The following is a 16,885-nucleotide window of genomic DNA, read 5'->3' as shown; positions in this document are numbered from 1 at the left end:
ACCGCCGGAGACCGCCCTCGCCTGGCTGACGCCGGGCGAGGGCGCCCCCTCCGCGCCGTACCGGATCAGGCGACGCCCGGACAGATCACGGGGCTCCGCGCCGGGGCTCAGATCGCCGCCCTTCGCGTGACCGCCTGGCCGTCGTACGGGTCCGCCGCCTGGCTCCAGCTGCCGCCGGAGGACCCGCGCACGTACGCGGCCACCTTGGAGGCCGCCGAGCAGTACCGGCGCCAGGACGCTGACCCCGACCTCCCGCCGGCCGAGTTCTGCGCCGAGGTCTACGGCGACGCACGGGCCCTGGCGGCCCGCCTGCTCGCCGCCACCCGCCGCGTACGGACCGCACAGGAGATCCGGGACGCCCGCGCCCGGCCGCGGCCCGCCCACGTGCTCAAGGCCACCCCCGGGTGGCCCCCGATCGCAGTGCCGGGCCAGCCCGGCCGCTTCCTCGTACATGGCCAGGAGAAGTCCGCGTGACCACCACGTACGACCCCACGGGCCTGCCGCCGGAGCACATCCGCGCGGCAGGCCTCGCGGGCGTTCCCCAGCAGGTACCCGACGTCCCTCCCCTGTGGCTCCCCGACGACGGCCCGCAGGCCTCGGAGACGGAGCCGCGTGCGCTGCTCCTGACACCCGCCTCCCGCGTCAAGATCCGGCCGGTTCGCTGGCTCTGGGACACGACACCCGAGGGCGCTCCGCCGACCTCGCACGGGCGTGTGCCCATGTACTCGCTCGTCATCGCTGCGGGCGGGCCAGGGCTGGGCAAGTCCCAGTTCGCCGTCTGGATCACTGCCCGGATCACCCGCGGCGAACTCCCCGGCGAGTTGTACGGCAAGCCCCGCCCCGTGATCTACGCCGCCGCCGAGGACTCGTGGACGTACACGATCGCTCCCCGGCTCGTCGCGGCCGGCGCGGACATGGACATGGTCTTCTACGTCAAGGTGCAAGACGACGAGCGGCCCAACGCCCGCCTGACCCTGCCCATCGACACGTCGCTCCTCGCCCGCGAGGCCGAGCGGCACAGCGTTGCGCTCCTCGTCATGGACCCGCTGCTCTCGTACATCGACAAGGGTGTCAACGACTACCGGGCCGCCGAGGTCCGTCAGGCGCTGGAGCCGCTGGTCGAGGCCGCAGATCGACACCACTTCACGATCCTCGGCCTGGCCCACTTCACCAAGTCCGGTGCCGCAGACCCGCTCTCCCGGGTGGCTGGCTCCGGGGCGTTCGGCCAGCTGATCCGCGCGCTGATCGCCTTCGCCCGGGAGGACACCGACGACGGCGACCAGCGGTACGTCATGTCGCTGGAGAAGAACAACTTGGGCCGCCTCGGGCTCCCCTCCCACCTGTACACGATCCAGCCGATCACCGTGGACACCGAGGAAGGCCCCTCGTACGTCTCGCGGTTCGTCCTCGGCCCCGAGACCAACACGTCCGTCCGCGACGTCATGCGCGACGAGACCGCTCCCGGCGGAGTCGACCGGGCCGAACGCAGCGAGGCCGTTGAGTGGCTGGAGGACTACCTCACCCAAGGGAACCGCTGCGGCGAGGCCCTACCGAAGGAGATCCAGGCAGCGGCCCGGGTCGCCGGCATCTCTCAGAACGCACTGCGCGACGCGAAACAGAAGCTGCACGTGAAGAGCGTGAAGCCCAAGGGCGTCATGAACGCCGCGTGGCTGTGGCAGTTGCCCGGCTACGCGCCCGAGGACGACGCCCCGAGCACGGACTGACCGTTACCCCCACACGAGCGCCGCGCCTTCCTCATCTTCCTCTTGACCTGCATATATACCCTCCCCCCTTCCCCCCTCCTTCCCCTCATCTTCAGAGGAAGGCAACACCTTCGAAGATGAGGAAGGCGCGGGCAAGGCGCGGAGAAGGGGGCGTACCGAACCCCCAGGTCAGACCGAAGGTGCGGAAGGCGTGGTCCCCAGAAGGAGAGACCAATGCAGCCCCGCCACTCCACTCTCGTCGCCGGCCCCACCGGACTCATAGCCCGCCTCATCGCCGAGTACCAGTGCGGCCACTGCACGAGCGCCACCGAAGCGTGGACCGACCACCACGGAAACCCCCACCTGAACATCCACCACGACGACGGATGCCCCGTCCTCACCGGCACCCTCAGCGCCGTCCCCGACATCGCCCGCGCCGCACACCCCCACTGACCGTCCGTCCGCGGCGGCCCGTGTCTCGCGCGCGCACGCGAGGCCCCGGCCTCGGGCGGATATCCGGTTCCCCGACCCTCGCGCACAACGCGCGCGTACATGTACGACGAAAGGCCAACCCCATGCCCGACACCCCCGACACCAAGGCCCCGTACCCCGGCCGGCCCGAGCTGGACGCAGCGAACGCCCGCTTCCGCCGCGCGGTCACCCGTCTCCAGAAGGAGGCGTTCCGGCATGACCCCGACCTTGTGCCGTCGCTCACCGCGATCGTGTCGGAGGCCGCGGAGCATCTGCTTCGTCTCGCTGGCGACGCTGAGGCCGCCGAGGCCAGCAGCGCCCGCAACCGCAAGCAGTTGGCCGAGGCCGCGGCGAAGATGCGGCGCACGCTGGCTCCGGCCGCCCGGCGGGGTGACCCGCGGGCCTTGCGGATGCTGGCCCAGCTCGACCGGCAGAAGTCGCCGCAGTGACCAGGCACGGTGTGGTGGTGCCTCCTGGGCTCGCCTCGACCACATTCGCTGCGCTGGCGCTGTACTTGGCGGACCGTACGCGGGCGAACGGGGGTGCACTGACCCCCGCGGCCCGGACCCTGCTGCGGGCCCTTCACGCAGCCGCGCAGGACCCCGGTACCGCATCCGGAACCGCCCCCGAGGAACCGACCACAGTGGCAGGTGAGAGGCACGGGCACCTCCTGGGTGTGGCAGAGGCGGCCTCGCTGCTGGGGTGCACCCCCACGTACGTACGCCGCCTCTGCCGCACCGGAGCCCTCCCGGCCCAACGGATCACCGGAGGGTGGGTCATCGAGGCCGCCGCCCTCGACCAATACCGCCACGGGAGGCCCCCCGATGGGAAGCCAAGACCAGCACCGCCGCCCTGACATGTTCGGCGCGATCGGCGCTGTGCTCGCCGAGAAGCAGGCCGCCGCCGAGGCCGCCCGCGCACCCGAGCGCCAGGCCTTCGAGGCCGCCCTCGACCGCGACGCTGCCCTGTACGGCACCGCAGGGTGGGAGTCCCTAACCCCGGCCCGGAAGGCCCTCGTGGGCCGTCACGTGGCCGCCGGCACGGCTGCTGGGACGGAGGCGGCATGACCCCCGCCGACGCCCGCACCGCACTGGCCACCGCCCGCACCGAGGCCGACCAAGCCCGCGAGCTAGTCGAGGCCCTGGCCGAACGCGTCCGCGGCGGAGACCAGGCCGTGACCGCCGAGCAGATCGGCGGACAGCGCCAGCTCGCCGAGCTGGCCGGCCTCCGGGTAGAAGCCGCAGAGCGCAAGCTCGCGACCGCCGTCGCCGCAGACCGCGACGCCCGCGCACGCGCCATCGGCGACCGTGTCCGCGACCTCGTGGCCGCCGACTCGACCGCACCCCTCATCGACGCCGTCAAGGCCGTCATGGGGGCCGTGGCCGCCCTCGTGGACGTCGCCTCGGAGCGCCGAGAGCTGATCCGCGCGACCGCGGTCGAGGGGGTCGCAATGAACGACGAACTCGGCCGGAGCCAGAGCGACCCGTGGCCGTCCCGCGCGTACGGCTTCATGGCGCAGACCACGGGCGGCATCAACGTCGTCGCCGTCGACCGGGGGCACGTGCAGGCGTTCCAGGTCGGCGACCTCCTCGGCGTGGCCTTGGCCGCCGCGCTGGCCGGCCAGACCGATGCCTGCCGCCAGCTCGCCCACATGGTGACGACGACCCCTGAGGCGGTCGAGCACACCGCGAAAGGTGTCCCCGGGCTGGCTGAGGCCCTCCGGTGCACCCGCGAGGAGTACGAGGGGCTGGCCCGGCCCGCGCAGCTCGAAGCAGCCCGGCAGGGCCGTGCTCCTGTGCAGAGCGGCTGAGAACGCGGGATCTACCCCGCGGAGCCAGCCGCGGCGTATCGTCGCGCCATGAGCGGTGTTGAGCTGGGCGACGCCCCGTCGTGGATCGCCCTCGCCCTTGCGGCCGGTGCGTTCGTGGTGAGTCTCAAGGCTCGGGGCGACAGTAAACGATCAGCGAGTGCCACGGTTGCCTCCTCGGAGTCGGCCAAGGAGGCAGTGGCAGAGGCACGGAAGTCGGCTGACGCCGCCGTACGGTCGGCGTCAGCCGCTGAGCAGGCCCTGGCTCTGCAACATGAGGAAGCCGAGGCCCGGCGTGCCGCCGAAGAAGAGGCGCGGCGACCGCGGGTTGAACTCGGACTCCTCTTCCACCGTGGCAGCTTGTACCACCTCGTCAACCAGGGGTCGGCCCCAGCGGTGAACCTGCGGCTGCTGACCGCCATCGAACTGCGGCCGCCTGATCTTCCTGCAAGCTTCACTCTTGAGCCTGGTGCGGTGCGCGGCATGATGCTCGTCGGATCCATGACCGCGCCCGTGCCGGACTATCTCGAATTCGTCTGGGATGGGCAGGAGGAGCCCGTGCGGCTCAGAGTTCCGCCGAAGATTTGATGCACCAGCTTCGGAGCCCACCCGGCATCTTCCGAAGCGGAGGGCAGGCACAAGTTGCGCGCAACGGCGCCGCTCTCCCCTGACTCAAGCAATCTCGCGCAACTACCCGTCGGACTATCGGGAGACGACACATGCTGGACTCCCGACTAGCCTGAGCGGAGAGACCACCATGACCCTTCGGTTCATCGGCACCACCTCGGAGTTTGGTAACTGCCCCACCCTGTACGAGGTGGTCGAGACTGGCGACATCGTCGTCCAGGGCGACCAGCTGACCGACCCCGAGCACCTCGCGCAGCTGAGGGACGTCGGCGTGAACGAGACGTTCGTCGTGATCCCGCGGGACCTGCTGACCCGCTTCGCCCCGAAGGAGTGACCGTGCTGGTCCCGTTCGAGGAGATCGTGCCGCTGTTCTCCGAGTTCGAGCACACCGCGTTCCGGCTGGAGACCCGCCGCGGGTACGCCACCGACCGCGCGGGCGCCCGCTTTCAGGCCTTCATGCGCGGCATCAACCCGGCGCCGGAGCCGGACAACCCCTGGCACGTCAACGTCCGCGCGAAGGCCGAGCAGGGCGCCCGGTTCTCCCGGGTCCGCATCATCGACACCCCGCCCACCGACGGGCAGCGGTTCCTGATGGCCGCAGCGGCGGCGAACGCGGACGCGGGCGAGGACATCCGGGTCCTGGCCCGCGCCGAGGCCGAGGAACTGGAGCTGCCGGACTTCGACTTCTGGCTGTTTGACTCGCGCACCCTGGTCCGCTTCCACATCGACGCGGACGACACCACGACCGGCGTGGAGGTGATCACCGACCCGGCCGAGGTGCTCGCCGCGTGCCGGGCCAGGGACCGCGCCTGGCCCCTCGCCACCCCTTCTGGCGAGGTGTGGGCGCAGGTACGTTCGTCCGTGTGAGCACGGACTTCCAGAACGCCAGGGTGGCCCTTGGCGCGCGCCTGCGGGAACTGCGCGCCGAGGCCGGCCTGTCGGGGAAGGACCTCGCCGCGCGCCTGGGCTGGCAGCGCTCGAAGGTGTCGCGGCTGGAGAACGGCAAGCAGACCGCTACCGAAGCGGACACGGACGCGTGGGCCGCCGCCGCGGGCGTACCCGAGCAGGCCCCCGACCTCCGCAGCCGCCTGAAGGGGCTGGAGTCCCAGCAGCGTTCCTGGCGCAGGCAGCTCGCCGCCGGACCCCGGCCCGTTCAGGACCGGTACGTGGTCGAGTACCAGCAGACCGCCACCATGCGCGGCTACGAGGCCACCGTGATCCCCGGGCTGTTCCAGACCCCCGGGTACGCGCGGCACCTCATCGAGGCGAACACGGTGCTGTTGCAGTCCCCGCGGGACACCGAGGCGGCCGTCGCCTCGCGGATGCGCCGCCAAGAGGTGCTGTACGAGACAGGGAAGCTGTTCCGGGTGCTGGTGTGGGAGGGCGCGCTCCACGCCCTCGTGTGCCCGCGCGACGTGATGGCCGGCCAGCTCGACCGGCTTGTAGGCCTCATCGGCATGAGCACGGTCGAACTCGGCATCGTCCCGTTCGGCGCGCCCATGGCTCTCACCCCCAAGCACGGGTTCTGGATCTTCGACGAGCAGCGGGTGATCGTTGAGACGATCAACTCCGAGCTGACCTACGACACCGCCGACGACCTCGCCCTGTACGGCCGCGTGTGGGACGCGCTGAACGAGGCCGCGGTGTACGGGGCACAGGCCCACCGACTCGTGGCTCGCGCGAGGCACCTGCTCACGGCGCCGTGAGCAACCTGCGCCAACGCTGACGGGCGGTCGCGCAATTCGGCGCAACCGGGCGGACCGGGCGGGGGCCGGATTCCTACGTTGCTGGTCATGCCGACAGCATCAGGTGCTGCACGCGCCCTCACCGAACCCGCTCCGCCAGCCCGCACGGCAGATCTGCCGATCGTCACGCGGCCATGCGCCTACTGCCCCAAGTCTGGCGCCGACGTGTGCGTCCGCACGCACCCCGCCAGCGAGCACGGGGCGGCCCCGCACCTCTACGCCCACCGCGCCTGTGCGCTGCGGGTGGGCGTGTCCCCGGTGTACGGGTTCGCCGACGGCACGACGGAGCTTCTGCACCCGTGCCGGCTGGGCGAGCACGTCTACTGCCGGCCGGAGGAGGTCCGCACCTGCTTCGGCGACGTCGCGATCCGGGCCCGCCGCTGCGACTGCCCGTGTCACACGGGCTGCGACTGCCACGCCGCCTGGCGACGCTTCGCGGAGGCCGGCCGATGAGCGGGGGCCGGATCTGCTGCCGATGCGACCGGACTATCCTCGGCCCGGCCCGCGAGACCACCCCCGACTCGATGTCCGGTGCCCGGCCGAGCAACTGGGCACACCCGGAAGGGGATCCGGCGTGCCGGCGGAGGGTGGCCCGGGAGCGTGAGTGATCTTCCGGCCGTCCGTGGTCACGGCGGAACACGGCTGGCCGGACAGCAGCGGCCCCCGGCGCGCACGCTGGCGCCGGGGGCCGCTGTGTAGGCCTCGGTCAGGCCGGATCCTGGGGGCCGTCCACCTCCTCCCGGACCGGATGGATGATGCACATAACCCCTTCCGGGCTCCTCTCGACCCGGTCGATGACAACGCCGTCACGTGCGTAAACGTCGTCCGAGAGGGGCTCCTCCCCCGGTGGGGGAGTGGCGGACGAATCGGACACCGGTCGGCGCCACTCGCGCCAGCACGCGGCGACCGCCAGCCCCCACACGGTCAGCACCCCGGCGTCCCGGGAGGCCGCGAAGACGCCCGCCAGGGGCACCAGCGCGCCGACCACGAGGACGCACCCTCCCGCCGCCCTGCCGCCCACCGACGGCTCCTCGGCGGTCACGCCAGGGCCCCGTACACGGTCCCGCCGAGCCAGTTCGCGGCCTGCGCGAGCGGCACCGCGGCGAACCCGGCCACGCCGGCCGAGGTGCCGAGGCAGACCCCGCACCAGGCCCCGCGCTTGATGTCGCTGGCGTGCTGGGACTTCTTCGCCAGCGCCACCAGGGCAATGGTCAGGATCAGGACCAGGGCGCCCCCGGTCTGCGTGAGGGGCAGGTAGGTGCCGGCGGACGCGCTCTGCCCGGCCCTGCCGCCGACACCCCACACGAGGGCGACGTCACCGAGCCAGTTCGAGATCCACAGGGCGGTGTCGGCGGTCCAGCCGACCAGGCCGCCCACGCCGAGGATGGCCAGCACGCCGTACGCCCACGCGGCGAGGAACGGCAGGAGCGCCGCGGCGTGCTTCACGGGGTCCTTGCGGAGAGGCTTCGAGCCCGGCCACCAGCCGACCCCGAAGTGGATGAGGATGCACAGGCCGACGGTCACGCCGCCGATGGTCACGATGTTCACGAGGGGTCCTCACCGGATGGTGGCCGCGGCAAGCGCGGCGAGAAGCAGGATGAACGCGGCGGTCCCGACGACGGGCGCGGCGTGAAGGTCGCGGGCCCGCGCCGGGCCCGTGAGGCGGAGCCCCACGAGCGCGGCGAGGGCGGCGACCGCGAAGAACACGGTCGGCAGCACGGCGGCCGTCAGCCGGTGGCGCGCGGGTAGTAGTCGCCGAACGCGTCGGCGTGCGCCGCCAGCTGATCCGCCGCGGCGCGCAGCGCGGCGTACCAGCGCGCCGCCGTCGCATCGTCGGTGATCGTGTACGCCGGGGCCGCGTCGGCGACGGCCTGAGCTGCGGCGCATGCCTGGCTCACCGCGGCCTCGGCCTGCGCCACCCGGTGCGCCAGCCGCTCCGTACGGCTCCCCGCCGGGGCGGGCTGCTGCGCGAGGTCGCGGCGGACGGTGTCCTTCGAGATGCCGAGCTGTGCGGCGATGATCCGGTTGGATGCGCCACCGTGCGCCAGCTGGCGCACCTGCGCGCGCCGGGCCTCGATCGTCAGGGGCGTGGTCACCAGTCACCCCCTGCCCGGAGGACGGCCAGGCGCAGCGCCAGCTGCCGCAGCTCTACCGCGGCCTCGGTCAGCACGGCGGCCAGCGCCTCCAGCTCGGGCGGGTCGAGGGTCGCCGCGGGGACGTACAGCTCGACGTGCACGCTGGGCTTGATCGGCTGCTGACCGAACGGAAACTCGACCAGCTCGGCCGAGAGCACGGCCCGGCCGTTGTAGCCCCGGACGATCTCGGGCCCGGCGTGGTGGACGTCGCTGCGGTACTCCGCCGGCGCTTCCGCGTGCCCGGTGCACCATGCCGGTTCCGGCAGGGTGACGGGCCCGTGGTCGATCGTGTGCACCGTGACGGTGCGGGGCCCGGTCACCGGCCGGCCTTCGGCAGGGGGGCGGCGGCGCGGTAGCCGGTGGGCGGGTGGTCGGCGAGGCGTGCGCGGAGGTAGTCCGCGGACCAGCCGGGGTCGTCGCCGTTGTGGAGGACGTTCTCCAAGGCGATCTGCGCGTGCATCGCACGGTCGGCGAGCACCTGGTGGTACGTCTCGCGGTCGCCGATCGTCGCGGGGGCGGGGATGGCGAGCGCTTCGAGCACGGCGGCCAGGAGGCCGCGGAGCTCGGAGGGCGGGGTACGGTCGTTCACGGTCTGGACTCCTTGATGCGAAGGAAGTTCGGATCAAGGCGCCGTCGTGATGTTCGAGCATCCGACGGCGCCGCCATGCCCACGGGGTAGTGGACGGCGGAGTGCGGCGGACCGCGTGCCGAGCGCGTTGCAGTTGCCGTTGCAGTTCGCCCCGGATCGGGTACGGTCGTGCAAGGTCGAGACGACGTCTGAGCAGGGCATACGACCCGCAGCGACCTTACGCGGCCGAGCAGTACGAAAACTCGTAATGCGTAGGTCTCGGGTTCGAATCCCGAAGGCGGCTCCATCGAAGCCCCAGCGCAGACACCGTCTGAGCTGGGGCTTCTTGGTATAGGCGGGTACGGAGGGGAGAGGCTGATGGTGAGTGGTGGGTTGACGGTGCGGGAGGCGGGGGTCGGGGACCTCGATGCCGTGGCGGAGCTGTTCCGGGGGTACCTCGACTTCTACGAGGTGGCGGTCGAGGACGCGGGGCGGCCGCGGGCGTACCTGGAGGAGCGGGTGCGGAACGGGGAGTCGCTGGTCCTGGTCGCCGAGGACGGCGACGGGCGGGCGGTCGGGTTCACGCAGATCTACCGGACGTTCTCCTCGCTGGCGCTGGCGCCCATGTGGCTGCTGAACGACCTGTACGTGGCTCCCGCCGGGCGGCGCACCGGGGCCGGGCGGGCGCTGCTGAGGGATGCGCTGGACCGGGCCCGGGCGGAGGGGGTGGCCGGGGTGCAGCTGGACACCGCGTACGACAACCACATCGCGCAGGGGCTGTACGAGGCCGAAGGGTTCGAGCGCGAGGAGTTCCACATCTACTTCCACGGGCTGGGGAAGTAGCCGGCCGGCGATCGGACGCCCCGTCGCCGGGGGACCTGACACAGTGTTCCGTCCGGCGTTGTCCCGCCGTGCCGGGGGCGGCAGAGTGGGAGTGTTCGTGGCGTCCGAGGGCGGGCGTGGCGGGCGTTGTGGGGAGCGGGGCCGACCGCCCGTGACCCGGGTAGGGCATGGACGCAGGCCTGTCGGGCAATCCCCTGGCCGGGCAGGCGCTGCGGAGGGTGTGCGGGGCCGGGGTCAGTGCGCATGACGTTCCGGGAAGGGGTCTCTCGTCAGGGAGAGCAGGGGAGCGGCCTTGACGGCTGTTTCCTCGTACTCGGCGATGGGGTCGGACAGGGCGACGATGGCTCCGCCGACGCCGTAGCGGAGGCGGCCCGGGGTGACGACGGCCGTGCGGATGGCGACGCTGAGGTCGACGGCGCCCGAGAGGGAGAAGTAGCCGACGGATCCCGAGTAGATGCCGCGGGGGCCTTGCTCCAGGGCGTCGAGGATCTGCATCGTGCGGATCTTGGGGGCGCCCGTCATCGAGCCGGCGGGGAAGGCGGCGCGTACGGCGGCCACCGCCGAGCGGTCCGGGCGTAGCTGCGCTCGTACCGTGCTCACCAGTTGGTGGACCGTCGCGTACGTCTCCACGCGGAAGATGTCGCTCGCGTCCACCGAGCCGATGGCGGCGTGCCGGCCGAGGTCGTTGCGGACCAGGTCCACGATCATCAGGTTCTCCGCGCGGTCCTTCTCGTCCGTGAGCAGGTCCGCGACCATGGCCGCGTCCTCCTCCGGGGTGGCGCCGCGGGGCCGGGTGCCCTTGATCGGTCTGGATTCGGCGGTGCCGTCGGCGGAGATCCGCAGAAACCTTTCGGGGGAGGTGCTGAGCACCGACAGGTCGCCGAAGCGGAGCAGGGCTCCGTACGGGGCGGGGCTCAGGCGGCGCAGGGCGCGGTAGCCCTGCCAGGGGTCGAGGGCACCGCTCGCCTCGGCCATGTTGGTCAGGCACACCTCGTACGTCTCGCCCGCCGCGATGTCCTCGTGGCAGGCGGCGATCAGGTCCAGGTAGGCGGCGCGGCCGTGGCGCAGGCGGAGGCCGGCCAGGGGCTCGGGGCGGGGATCCGCCCCGGGGGCGGGCTCCGGGGTGGCGAGCAGGGCGGCCGTGCCGGCCAGCCAGGTCTGGGCCTCGGCCGTCGAACCGGGTGCGTCGTCGTCGGCGAGGGCGAGCAGGGTGGTGGTCCCGGTCTCGTGGTCGAAGACCAGCGCGCGGTCTGCGAAGACGAGCACGGCGTCCGGGTCCTCGGCGCGGTGGGTGGCGGTGCCGCCGCACTCGGCCTTCAGCTCGTAGCCGAGGTAGCCCACCCAGCCGAGCGTGAACGGGCATTCCAGCGGCGGGACTTCGGCGTGCACGGCGGCCAGGTCCCGCTCCAGCCAGTCGAAGAAGCCGCCGTCGAAGCGGTCCGTGCCGCCGGCCGACCGTACGGTGACGGTGCCGGCGATGACGTCGGCGCGGGCGACGCGGGCCAGCGGGCCGGAGGCGTCGCCCATCACGGAGAACCGGGCGGCCGGGCCGGAGCCGCTCCCGTCCAGCCAGAAGGCGTGGTCACCGGCGTCGGCCGGCTCGCCGGCGTGGAACAGCCGGGCGAAGACGGCCTCTTCGGACCAGGCGGAGGAGACGCGCTCGGCGAGCACGCGCAGCTTCCGGACGCGCGCGGCACGGGGGGCGGGGACCGGGAGGGCGGGGACCGGGACGCTGGGAACCGGGACGCTGGGAACCGGACCGGCGGGCGGAGTCGTCGCCGGGGCGGCGGCCGGCGCTTCGCCGCGGATGGTGGCGCGGGGTGCCGCGGCCGCGGACGGGCTGCCGGGCGGGTGGGCGGCGTGCCATTCCCCGGCCAGACGGATGAAGTTGGCCAGGAGGGCGTGGCCGTGCTGGGTGAGGATGGACTCCGGGTGGAACTGGACGCCCCACAGGGGGCGGGTGCGGTGGGCGAAGGCCATCAGGGTGCCGTCGGGGGTCCGGGCGACCGGCTCCAGCTCGGCCGGCAGGCCGGTCACCGCGAGGGAGTGGTAGCGGACCACGTCGAAGGGGGAGGGCAGGCCCGCGAAGAGGCCGGTGCCGGTGTGCGTCACGGGGGAGAGCCGGCCGTGCCGCGGCTCGTGGGCGCGGCCCACGTGCGCGCCGTACTGCAGGGCCGCGCCCTGGTGGCCGAGGCAGACGCCGAGCACGGGTATCGCGCCGTGCTCGAGTATCTCGCGGCAGATCCCGAAGTCCGCTGCCACGGCCGGGTGTCCGGGGCCGGGGGAGAGGACCACGGCGTCGAACTCCGCGAGCATGCGGGGCCGCCAGCCCGAGTCGTCGTTCGCGACCACCACGGGCTCGCGGCCGGTGATCTCGGCGAGGTAGTGGAAGAGGTTGTAGGTGAAGGAGTCGTGGTTGTCGACGAGGAGGGTGCGCACAGTCGCTTCCGGGCTTTCGGGCAGGTGAGGTGTGAGGCGGGTGGTCAGTCCGCCGTTCAGACCTGGCTGGGGTGACGCGGTCGGACGGTCAGGGGGAGGCGGCCCCGGTGGGACCGGCATCCGCTGCCGTGGCGCGGATCTCGAACAGCAGGTGCTCGACGGTCTCGGTGCCCTCCGGGTCCACCCGGGAGTCCAGAAGGCGGAGGGCGCGGCCGTGCCGCCCGGCCAGCGAGCGGAGCAGACCGAGGTCGCCGCGGGTGCTGAAGTGGAGGAGGGCGCGGCCGCCGGGCGTGAGGCGGTCGGGGGCCTCGGCGAGGTAGCCCTCGTGGGCGCGGTAGCCGGCGTCGACGTACGCGCGGTCGTGCAGGGTGTCGTACGTGAAGTCGGCCGGGGCCAGTACGAAGTTGGAGTGCCAGTAGACGGTGTCGAAGCGTTCCTCGGGGGCGAGGGCGGCGAACAGGTCGCCGTGCACGGTGCGCAGCCGGTCCGCGACGCCGTGCCGACGGGCGTTGAGCGCGGTGTTCGCGACCGCCTGCGGGTTGATGTCGGTGGCGGTCACCCGGTCGCAGCCGGCGAGGGCGGCGGACACCGCGATGACCCCGGTGCCGCAGCCCATCTCCAGGAAGGAGCCAGTGCGCGGGGCCGGTGTTCCGGTGAGCCCGAGCAGGTCCATGGACACGGCGGTGGAACGGGAGAACGGTGGTGCGAAGACGTCGTCCAGCAGATCCCAGGTCCTGCCGCCCAGCTCGAACGTCGCCGGCCGGTCCTGCCGGTTCCGTGCGGCGCGGCTGCGCTCGAGTGACCGTACGTGGCTCGTGAACTCTGACATGTCCCACCTCGTTGTGAGCCCGGAGGAAGGCACGCCTCCGGGTCCCCCGGAACCATCGTTACCGGGAGGCCGTACGGGCCGGAAGGTGTGCGCGCGACACCGCAGGCCGCTGTCGCGGTGCCGGGAGCACACCGGGTATTGCCGCGCGAGCCGTCCGGAGGCCCGAGTTGCGGTATCTTACGATCCTAGGCCGATTTGACCCAAATTTTGCTGTATTCTGAGGGGCTTTGCGTGATATGGCATGAGGCGTCCGCCGCCGACGGTGACGCCGATGCGCTGACCGTCCTCGCGCTGCTCGCCCAGGAGGCCCCGCGCGAGCACTTCGACGAACTCCTGCGCACCGCCCGGAGCAGCCCCTCGGCCACCCCGCGGCAACTCGCCGCCCTCGAAAGGGCCGTTGAGCTCGGTCTGACCGTGCACGCCTCCGCCGACCAGCGCCGCCGCCGCGAGTCGGGCATGGCCGCGCTCGTCGACACCGCCCGCGACATGACCTCGCCGTACGACCTCGACGGCCTGTTCAGCGTGATCACCGGCCGGGCCCGGCGGCTGCTCGGCTTCGACATGGCGTACATCAGCCTGCGCAAGCCCGAGGGCGGCTCGTACGTGCACTCCTCGGACGGCGAGACGACCATGTTCAACGTCGGTCTCCAGATCGACGTCGGCCACGGGCTCGGCGAGACCGCGCAGGACAAGCGCGCCCCCTTCTGGACCGCCGACTACCTCAACGACACGGCCTTCGCGCACTCCCCGCGCATCGACGAAGTGGTGCGCGCCGAGGGCCTGCACGCCATCCTCGCGGTCCCGCTCTGCCACGGCTCCTCCCCGGTCGGCGCGCTCTACGGCGCAGACCGCAAGCTGCGCCACTTCACGCCCGACGAGGTCAGCCTGATGCGCTCGCTGGCCGACCTGGCCGCGGTGGCGCTGGAGAAGGCCCGGCTCATGGAGGGCACCAAGACGGAACTCGCGCAGCTCTCCGTGCGCAGCACCCGGGAGCGGGCCGTCCTCGACCGGACCAGGGCGCTCGCCGCCGGCCGCGACCGGCTCGCCGGCATGCTCCTCGACGGCGCCGACCTCGCCGAAGTCGCCGCCGCCACCGGGGAGATGCTCGACGGCACCGTCCACGTGCACGACGCCTCCGGCCGGCCGATCGGCCGCGGCCCCGCCGGCACCCCGGTGCCGGAGGAGACGGTCGCCCGCGGCACACTCGCCGCGCTGGCCGCGCGCGGGCCGGTCGCCCTCGGCGACACCCTGTGGGCCACGCCCGTCGGGACCGGCACCGAGGAACTCGGCGTCCTGCTCTTCGAGGCCCGCACCCCGCTCGGCCCCGAGGAGGCCGCCTTCCTCGGGCACGCCGGCCGGTCCGCCGCCCTGGTCCTGCGGCTCCAGCGCGGTGCCGCGGTGACCGGCGGCCCGGTGCGCGACGAGATCTTCGAGGACCTGCTGGTCGGCACGACCCGCGCGCCGCGCCGGCTCGCCGAGCGGGCCCGCCGCCTGGGCATCGACACCGCCCGCCCCCACTCCGTGGTCGTGGTCCGGCCCGAGGCCTCCGAGCAGGGCCGGGCCACGGCCTGGGCCTCGCTGTACGCCCACCGCAGCTCGGGTCTGAAGACCGTGCACGGCGGCTGCGTCGTCCTGCTGCTGCCCGACCCGGACCCGTCGGCCGCCGCCGCAGCCGTCCACCGCGAACTGTCCGGCCTGCTCGGCCAGCCCGTCTCGGTCGCCTCCGCCGGCCCGGCCCGCGTGCTGTCCGAGATCAAGGAGGTCTACGAGGAGGCCCAGCGTTCCCTGGAGGCCCTGATCGCGCTCGGCGGCACCGGCACCGCGGCCGCCACCGGCGACCTCGGCTTCCTCGGCATGCTGCTCTCCGACGACCTCGACGTGGACCGGTACATCGACTCCACCTTCGGCACGGTCATCGAGTACGACGAGCAGCGCGACGCCGAACTGGTCCGCACCCTGGAGGCCTACTTCGCCTCGCAGGCCAGTCCCACCCGGGCCGCCGGGATCCTGCACGTCCACCCCAACACCGTCTCGCGGCGGCTGGAGCGGCTCACCGAACTCCTCGGCGCGGACTGGCAGGAGCCGTCCCGCGCCCTGGAGATCCAGCTCGCGCTGCGCCTCCTGCACACCCGCGAACTCCTGCGCCACCGGCACGGCGGCAGCCACCGCCGGGTGCCGCGGCAGACCCCGCGCGGTCAGGCCGACAGCGCGGACGGGTAGCCCGTACGACGGGCCGGGGCGGTGGGGTACGGGCGTGCCGCCGGGGCCAGGTCGGCCAGGGCGCGGACGGCGTGGGCGGCCGAGGCGAGGGTGATGTGCCGGTGCCAGCCGCGGAACGAGCGGCCCTCGAAGTCGCGCAGCCCCGCGGCCTCCCCGTACCGGTCCAGGTCGTGGTCGACGCGGGCGGTCAGCCGGGTCGTGCGCAGCAGGGTCTCCGGGCGCACCCGGGGGGTGTTGGTGACCCACAGGGCGGCCGGGCCGGAGCGGGCGTCGGTCCACTCGCCGAGCAGCAGCGCGCCGCCGGCCGTGCCCGCAGTGCCCGCAGCGCCCGCCGGGGCCGCGCCGGGCAGGCTCACCCGGACGGCGGCGACCAGCGAGGTGCGCGGGAGCGGGCCGACCACGGCCGGGTCGGTCCAGGTGGCGGGCCGGCGCAGGCCCGCAACCGACGACAGCAGCCGGTGCGCCGGCAGCGGACCGCGGCCGTGGCCGGGCAGCGCGGGCTCCTCCATGGTGAAGCGGGTCTCCGCGCCGACCCGCACGACGGCCGGCACCCCGGCGGCGGCGAACTGCCGCAGGACGGCGCCCACGCGGCTGACCGGGAGGTCCAGCACCACCGGGCGGCGCGGCCCGGAGGCGAAGCGGACGGCCTCCAGGGCCGCCTCGACCGCGCACTCCTCCAGGGTCTCGGGGCCCAGCTCCGCAGGGATCTCGGCACGCCTTCGCCGCAGCCCGTCCTCGGTCCAGCTCTCCGGCAGGTGCAGCCGCCAGTGCACCGGGACGCTCAGCGCGGGGGCGGCCTGCCAGACGCCGAAAGCCTGCTGGCCGCGGAAGGCGTGGCCGAGGTGCGGGTCGACGCTGCGGTCCACGCCCACCGAGCGCTCCCCGGTCTTGGGGATGGACAGCAGCCGAACCACCAGGGCGTGCGGGGCCACCCGCCGGCCCGTGTGCGCGGCGAGGGCGGCGCGGACCGGCATCCAGTCCCAGGTGGAACTGGAGACGAAGTGGTGCAGGCTCTGCTCCATGGCCGCCTCACCGAGGTGCGCGGCGATGTTGCGGATCGACTTGCGGCCCTCGGCGACCAGCAGGCCGCGCAGGTACTGCTCGCCCTTGAGGCGCTGGTCGCGCCGGGCCAGGGAGGCGAAGAGCACGTCGTACAGGTCCTCGGAGCGCTCCCCGGGCCGCCGGCCGTGCGGCCGTCCGACCGCTGCCGCGGTGCGGCCGGTGTCGGACCGGCGCCGGTCCCGGAGCGTGTCCATGCGTTCCCCCTGGCAGTGACATCGGCGGACGTTCCGCCGCCGGTCACCAGGCTCGCCGGGGAGGGGCGGCCCGGAGAAGGTGCGCACACCACCCCGTCGGGGCCTCCGGAGGGGGCCCGGCCACCTTTCGGGGCGCCCCGGCGAGGGCGACCCGGGGTAACGGGGGCAGCCCGGCCACCGGCCGGAATCACTTGGCCGGAAATCGCTGAAACATTGCGGGGACCCCGGCGCGTCAATGGGGT

23 protein-coding genes are annotated in these 16,885 nt (G+C 73.4%); 14 read left to right on the top strand and 9 right to left on the bottom strand.

Going from position 1 to position 16,885, the window contains the following annotated elements; translation table 11 throughout:
• The first annotated feature begins 21 nt into the window (after positions 1–21).
• From LG634_RS14525 to LG634_RS14470, 12 genes are all read left to right on the top strand, one after another.
• Positions 22–474: a DUF2742 domain-containing protein gene (locus LG634_RS14525; protein ID WP_504967646.1), complete on the top strand. Its 453-nt coding sequence runs from the start codon at positions 22–24 to the stop codon at positions 472–474.
• Positions 471–1,724 carry an AAA family ATPase gene (locus LG634_RS14520; protein ID WP_226734196.1) on the top strand — a complete coding sequence of 418 codons (1,254 nt, stop codon included), beginning with the start codon at positions 471–473 and terminating at the stop codon, positions 1,722–1,724. The genes LG634_RS14525 and LG634_RS14520 overlap by 4 nt, the downstream gene beginning before the upstream one ends.
• A gap of 213 nt (positions 1,725–1,937) precedes the next feature.
• Positions 1,938–2,156: a hypothetical protein gene (locus tag LG634_RS14515; RefSeq protein WP_226734195.1), complete on the top strand. Its 219-nt coding sequence runs from the start codon at positions 1,938–1,940 to the stop codon at positions 2,154–2,156.
• Between the two features lie 122 nt (positions 2,157–2,278).
• Positions 2,279–2,623 carry a hypothetical protein gene (locus LG634_RS14510; protein WP_226734194.1) on the top strand — a complete coding sequence of 115 codons (345 nt, stop codon included), beginning with the start codon at positions 2,279–2,281 and terminating at the stop codon, positions 2,621–2,623.
• Positions 2,620–3,030: a helix-turn-helix domain-containing protein gene (locus tag LG634_RS38445; RefSeq protein WP_372482423.1), complete on the top strand. Its 411-nt coding sequence runs from the start codon at positions 2,620–2,622 to the stop codon at positions 3,028–3,030. Before LG634_RS14510 ends, LG634_RS38445 begins: the two co-directional genes overlap by 4 nt.
• A complete protein-coding gene (locus LG634_RS14500; protein ID WP_226734192.1) occupies positions 2,999–3,241 on the top strand; it encodes a hypothetical protein in 243 nt (80 codons plus the stop codon). The genes LG634_RS38445 and LG634_RS14500 overlap by 32 nt, the downstream gene beginning before the upstream one ends.
• Positions 3,238–3,984, top strand: a complete 747-nt coding sequence (locus LG634_RS14495; protein WP_226734191.1) for a hypothetical protein — start codon at positions 3,238–3,240, stop codon at positions 3,982–3,984. The genes LG634_RS14500 and LG634_RS14495 overlap by 4 nt, the downstream gene beginning before the upstream one ends.
• Before the next feature lie 48 nt (positions 3,985–4,032).
• Positions 4,033–4,569, top strand: a complete 537-nt coding sequence (locus tag LG634_RS14490; RefSeq protein WP_226734190.1) for a hypothetical protein — start codon at positions 4,033–4,035, stop codon at positions 4,567–4,569.
• Positions 4,570–4,738: 169 nt separating this feature from the next.
• A complete protein-coding gene (locus tag LG634_RS14485; RefSeq protein WP_226734189.1) occupies positions 4,739–4,942 on the top strand; it encodes a hypothetical protein in 204 nt (67 codons plus the stop codon).
• Between the two features lie 2 nt (positions 4,943–4,944).
• On the top strand, positions 4,945–5,475 hold the full coding sequence (locus LG634_RS14480) for a DUF6879 family protein (protein ID WP_226734188.1): 531 nt from the start codon (positions 4,945–4,947) through the stop codon (positions 5,473–5,475).
• A complete protein-coding gene (locus LG634_RS14475; protein WP_226734187.1) occupies positions 5,472–6,314 on the top strand; it encodes a helix-turn-helix domain-containing protein in 843 nt (280 codons plus the stop codon). The genes LG634_RS14480 and LG634_RS14475 overlap by 4 nt, the downstream gene beginning before the upstream one ends.
• Before the next feature lie 87 nt (positions 6,315–6,401).
• Positions 6,402–6,806: a hypothetical protein gene (locus tag LG634_RS14470; RefSeq protein ID WP_226734186.1), complete on the top strand. Its 405-nt coding sequence runs from the start codon at positions 6,402–6,404 to the stop codon at positions 6,804–6,806.
• Between the two features lie 253 nt (positions 6,807–7,059).
• Here LG634_RS14470 and LG634_RS14465 read toward each other — a convergent pair whose 3' ends face one another.
• Genes LG634_RS14465 through LG634_RS14440 form a run of 6 tightly spaced genes read right to left on the bottom strand, consistent with a single transcriptional unit; the run spans position 7,060 to position 9,077 of the window.
• The gene (locus tag LG634_RS14465) at positions 7,060–7,395 is read right to left on the bottom strand and encodes a hypothetical protein (RefSeq protein ID WP_226734185.1); all 336 of its coding nucleotides are present in this window, start codon (positions 7,393–7,395) and stop codon (positions 7,060–7,062) included.
• The gene (locus LG634_RS14460; protein WP_226734184.1) at positions 7,392–7,901 is read right to left on the bottom strand and encodes a hypothetical protein; all 510 of its coding nucleotides are present in this window, start codon (positions 7,899–7,901) and stop codon (positions 7,392–7,394) included. Before LG634_RS14460 ends, LG634_RS14465 begins: the two co-directional genes overlap by 4 nt.
• Positions 7,902–7,910: 9 nt before the next feature.
• Positions 7,911–8,072 carry a hypothetical protein gene (locus LG634_RS14455; protein WP_226734183.1) on the bottom strand — a complete coding sequence of 54 codons (162 nt, stop codon included), beginning with the start codon at positions 8,070–8,072 and terminating at the stop codon, positions 7,911–7,913.
• A gap of 8 nt (positions 8,073–8,080) precedes the next feature.
• Positions 8,081–8,449, bottom strand: coding sequence for a hypothetical protein (locus LG634_RS14450; RefSeq protein ID WP_226734182.1), 369 nt, complete (start codon positions 8,447–8,449; stop codon positions 8,081–8,083).
• Positions 8,446–8,808 (bottom strand): DUF6907 domain-containing protein, encoded by a 363-nt coding sequence (locus LG634_RS14445; protein ID WP_226734181.1) that lies wholly within the window; start codon positions 8,806–8,808, stop codon positions 8,446–8,448. The genes LG634_RS14450 and LG634_RS14445 overlap by 4 nt, the downstream gene beginning before the upstream one ends.
• On the bottom strand, positions 8,805–9,077 hold the full coding sequence (locus tag LG634_RS14440) for a hypothetical protein (protein ID WP_226734180.1): 273 nt from the start codon (positions 9,075–9,077) through the stop codon (positions 8,805–8,807). The genes LG634_RS14445 and LG634_RS14440 overlap by 4 nt, the downstream gene beginning before the upstream one ends.
• A 357-nt stretch (positions 9,078–9,434) precedes the next feature.
• Here LG634_RS14440 and LG634_RS14435 point away from each other — a divergent pair, with 357 nt between their 5' ends.
• On the top strand, positions 9,435–9,899 hold the full coding sequence (locus LG634_RS14435) for a GNAT family N-acetyltransferase (RefSeq protein WP_226734179.1): 465 nt from the start codon (positions 9,435–9,437) through the stop codon (positions 9,897–9,899).
• Positions 9,900–10,133: 234 nt separating this feature from the next.
• On the opposite strand, the gene pabB is transcribed toward LG634_RS14435, so the two are convergent.
• Together pabB and LG634_RS14425 are read right to left on the bottom strand one after the other, a co-directional pair.
• The gene (gene pabB, locus LG634_RS14430) at positions 10,134–12,338 is read right to left on the bottom strand and encodes an aminodeoxychorismate synthase component I (protein ID WP_226734178.1); all 2,205 of its coding nucleotides are present in this window, start codon (positions 12,336–12,338) and stop codon (positions 10,134–10,136) included.
• An 88-nt stretch (positions 12,339–12,426) separates the two neighbouring features.
• Positions 12,427–13,167 carry a methyltransferase domain-containing protein gene (locus LG634_RS14425; RefSeq protein ID WP_226734177.1) on the bottom strand — a complete coding sequence of 247 codons (741 nt, stop codon included), beginning with the start codon at positions 13,165–13,167 and terminating at the stop codon, positions 12,427–12,429.
• 231 nt (positions 13,168–13,398) lie between these two features.
• Here LG634_RS14425 and LG634_RS14420 point away from each other — a divergent pair, with 231 nt between their 5' ends.
• The gene (locus tag LG634_RS14420) at positions 13,399–15,387 is read left to right on the top strand and encodes a helix-turn-helix domain-containing protein (protein WP_226734176.1); all 1,989 of its coding nucleotides are present in this window, start codon (positions 13,399–13,401) and stop codon (positions 15,385–15,387) included.
• On the opposite strand, the gene LG634_RS14415 is transcribed toward LG634_RS14420, so the two are convergent.
• The gene (locus tag LG634_RS14415; RefSeq protein WP_226734175.1) at positions 15,363–16,643 is read right to left on the bottom strand and encodes an IS701 family transposase; all 1,281 of its coding nucleotides are present in this window, start codon (positions 16,641–16,643) and stop codon (positions 15,363–15,365) included. The two genes, LG634_RS14420 and LG634_RS14415, sit on opposite strands and share 25 nt — an antisense overlap.
• Between the last annotated feature and the right edge of the window lie 242 nt (positions 16,644–16,885).

This window comes from Streptomyces bambusae (assembly GCF_020532645.1).
In the GTDB taxonomy this organism is placed as follows: domain Bacteria; phylum Actinomycetota; class Actinomycetes; order Streptomycetales; family Streptomycetaceae; genus Streptomyces; species Streptomyces bambusae.
This window is presented reverse-complemented; position numbering and strand designations above follow the sequence as displayed.

Coding starts and splice junctions, on each gene's coding strand:
- LG634_RS14515 (WP_226734195.1), top strand. CDS start 1,938: ATGCAGCCCCGCCACTCCACTCTCGTCGCCGGCCCCACCGGACTCATA.
- LG634_RS14510 (WP_226734194.1), top strand. CDS start 2,279: ATGCCCGACACCCCCGACACCAAGGCCCCGTACCCCGGCCGGCCCGAG.
- LG634_RS14500 (WP_226734192.1), top strand. CDS start 2,999: ATGGGAAGCCAAGACCAGCACCGCCGCCCTGACATGTTCGGCGCGATC.
- LG634_RS14495 (WP_226734191.1), top strand. CDS start 3,238: ATGACCCCCGCCGACGCCCGCACCGCACTGGCCACCGCCCGCACCGAG.
- LG634_RS14490 (WP_226734190.1), top strand. CDS start 4,033: ATGAGCGGTGTTGAGCTGGGCGACGCCCCGTCGTGGATCGCCCTCGCC.
- LG634_RS14485 (WP_226734189.1), top strand. CDS start 4,739: ATGACCCTTCGGTTCATCGGCACCACCTCGGAGTTTGGTAACTGCCCC.
- LG634_RS14470 (WP_226734186.1), top strand. CDS start 6,402: ATGCCGACAGCATCAGGTGCTGCACGCGCCCTCACCGAACCCGCTCCG.
- LG634_RS14435 (WP_226734179.1), top strand. CDS start 9,435: ATGGTGAGTGGTGGGTTGACGGTGCGGGAGGCGGGGGTCGGGGACCTC.
- LG634_RS14425 (WP_226734177.1), bottom strand. CDS start 13,167: ATGTCAGAGTTCACGAGCCACGTACGGTCACTCGAGCGCAGCCGCGCC.
- LG634_RS14415 (WP_226734175.1), bottom strand. CDS start 16,643: ATGGACACGCTCCGGGACCGGCGCCGGTCCGACACCGGCCGCACCGCG.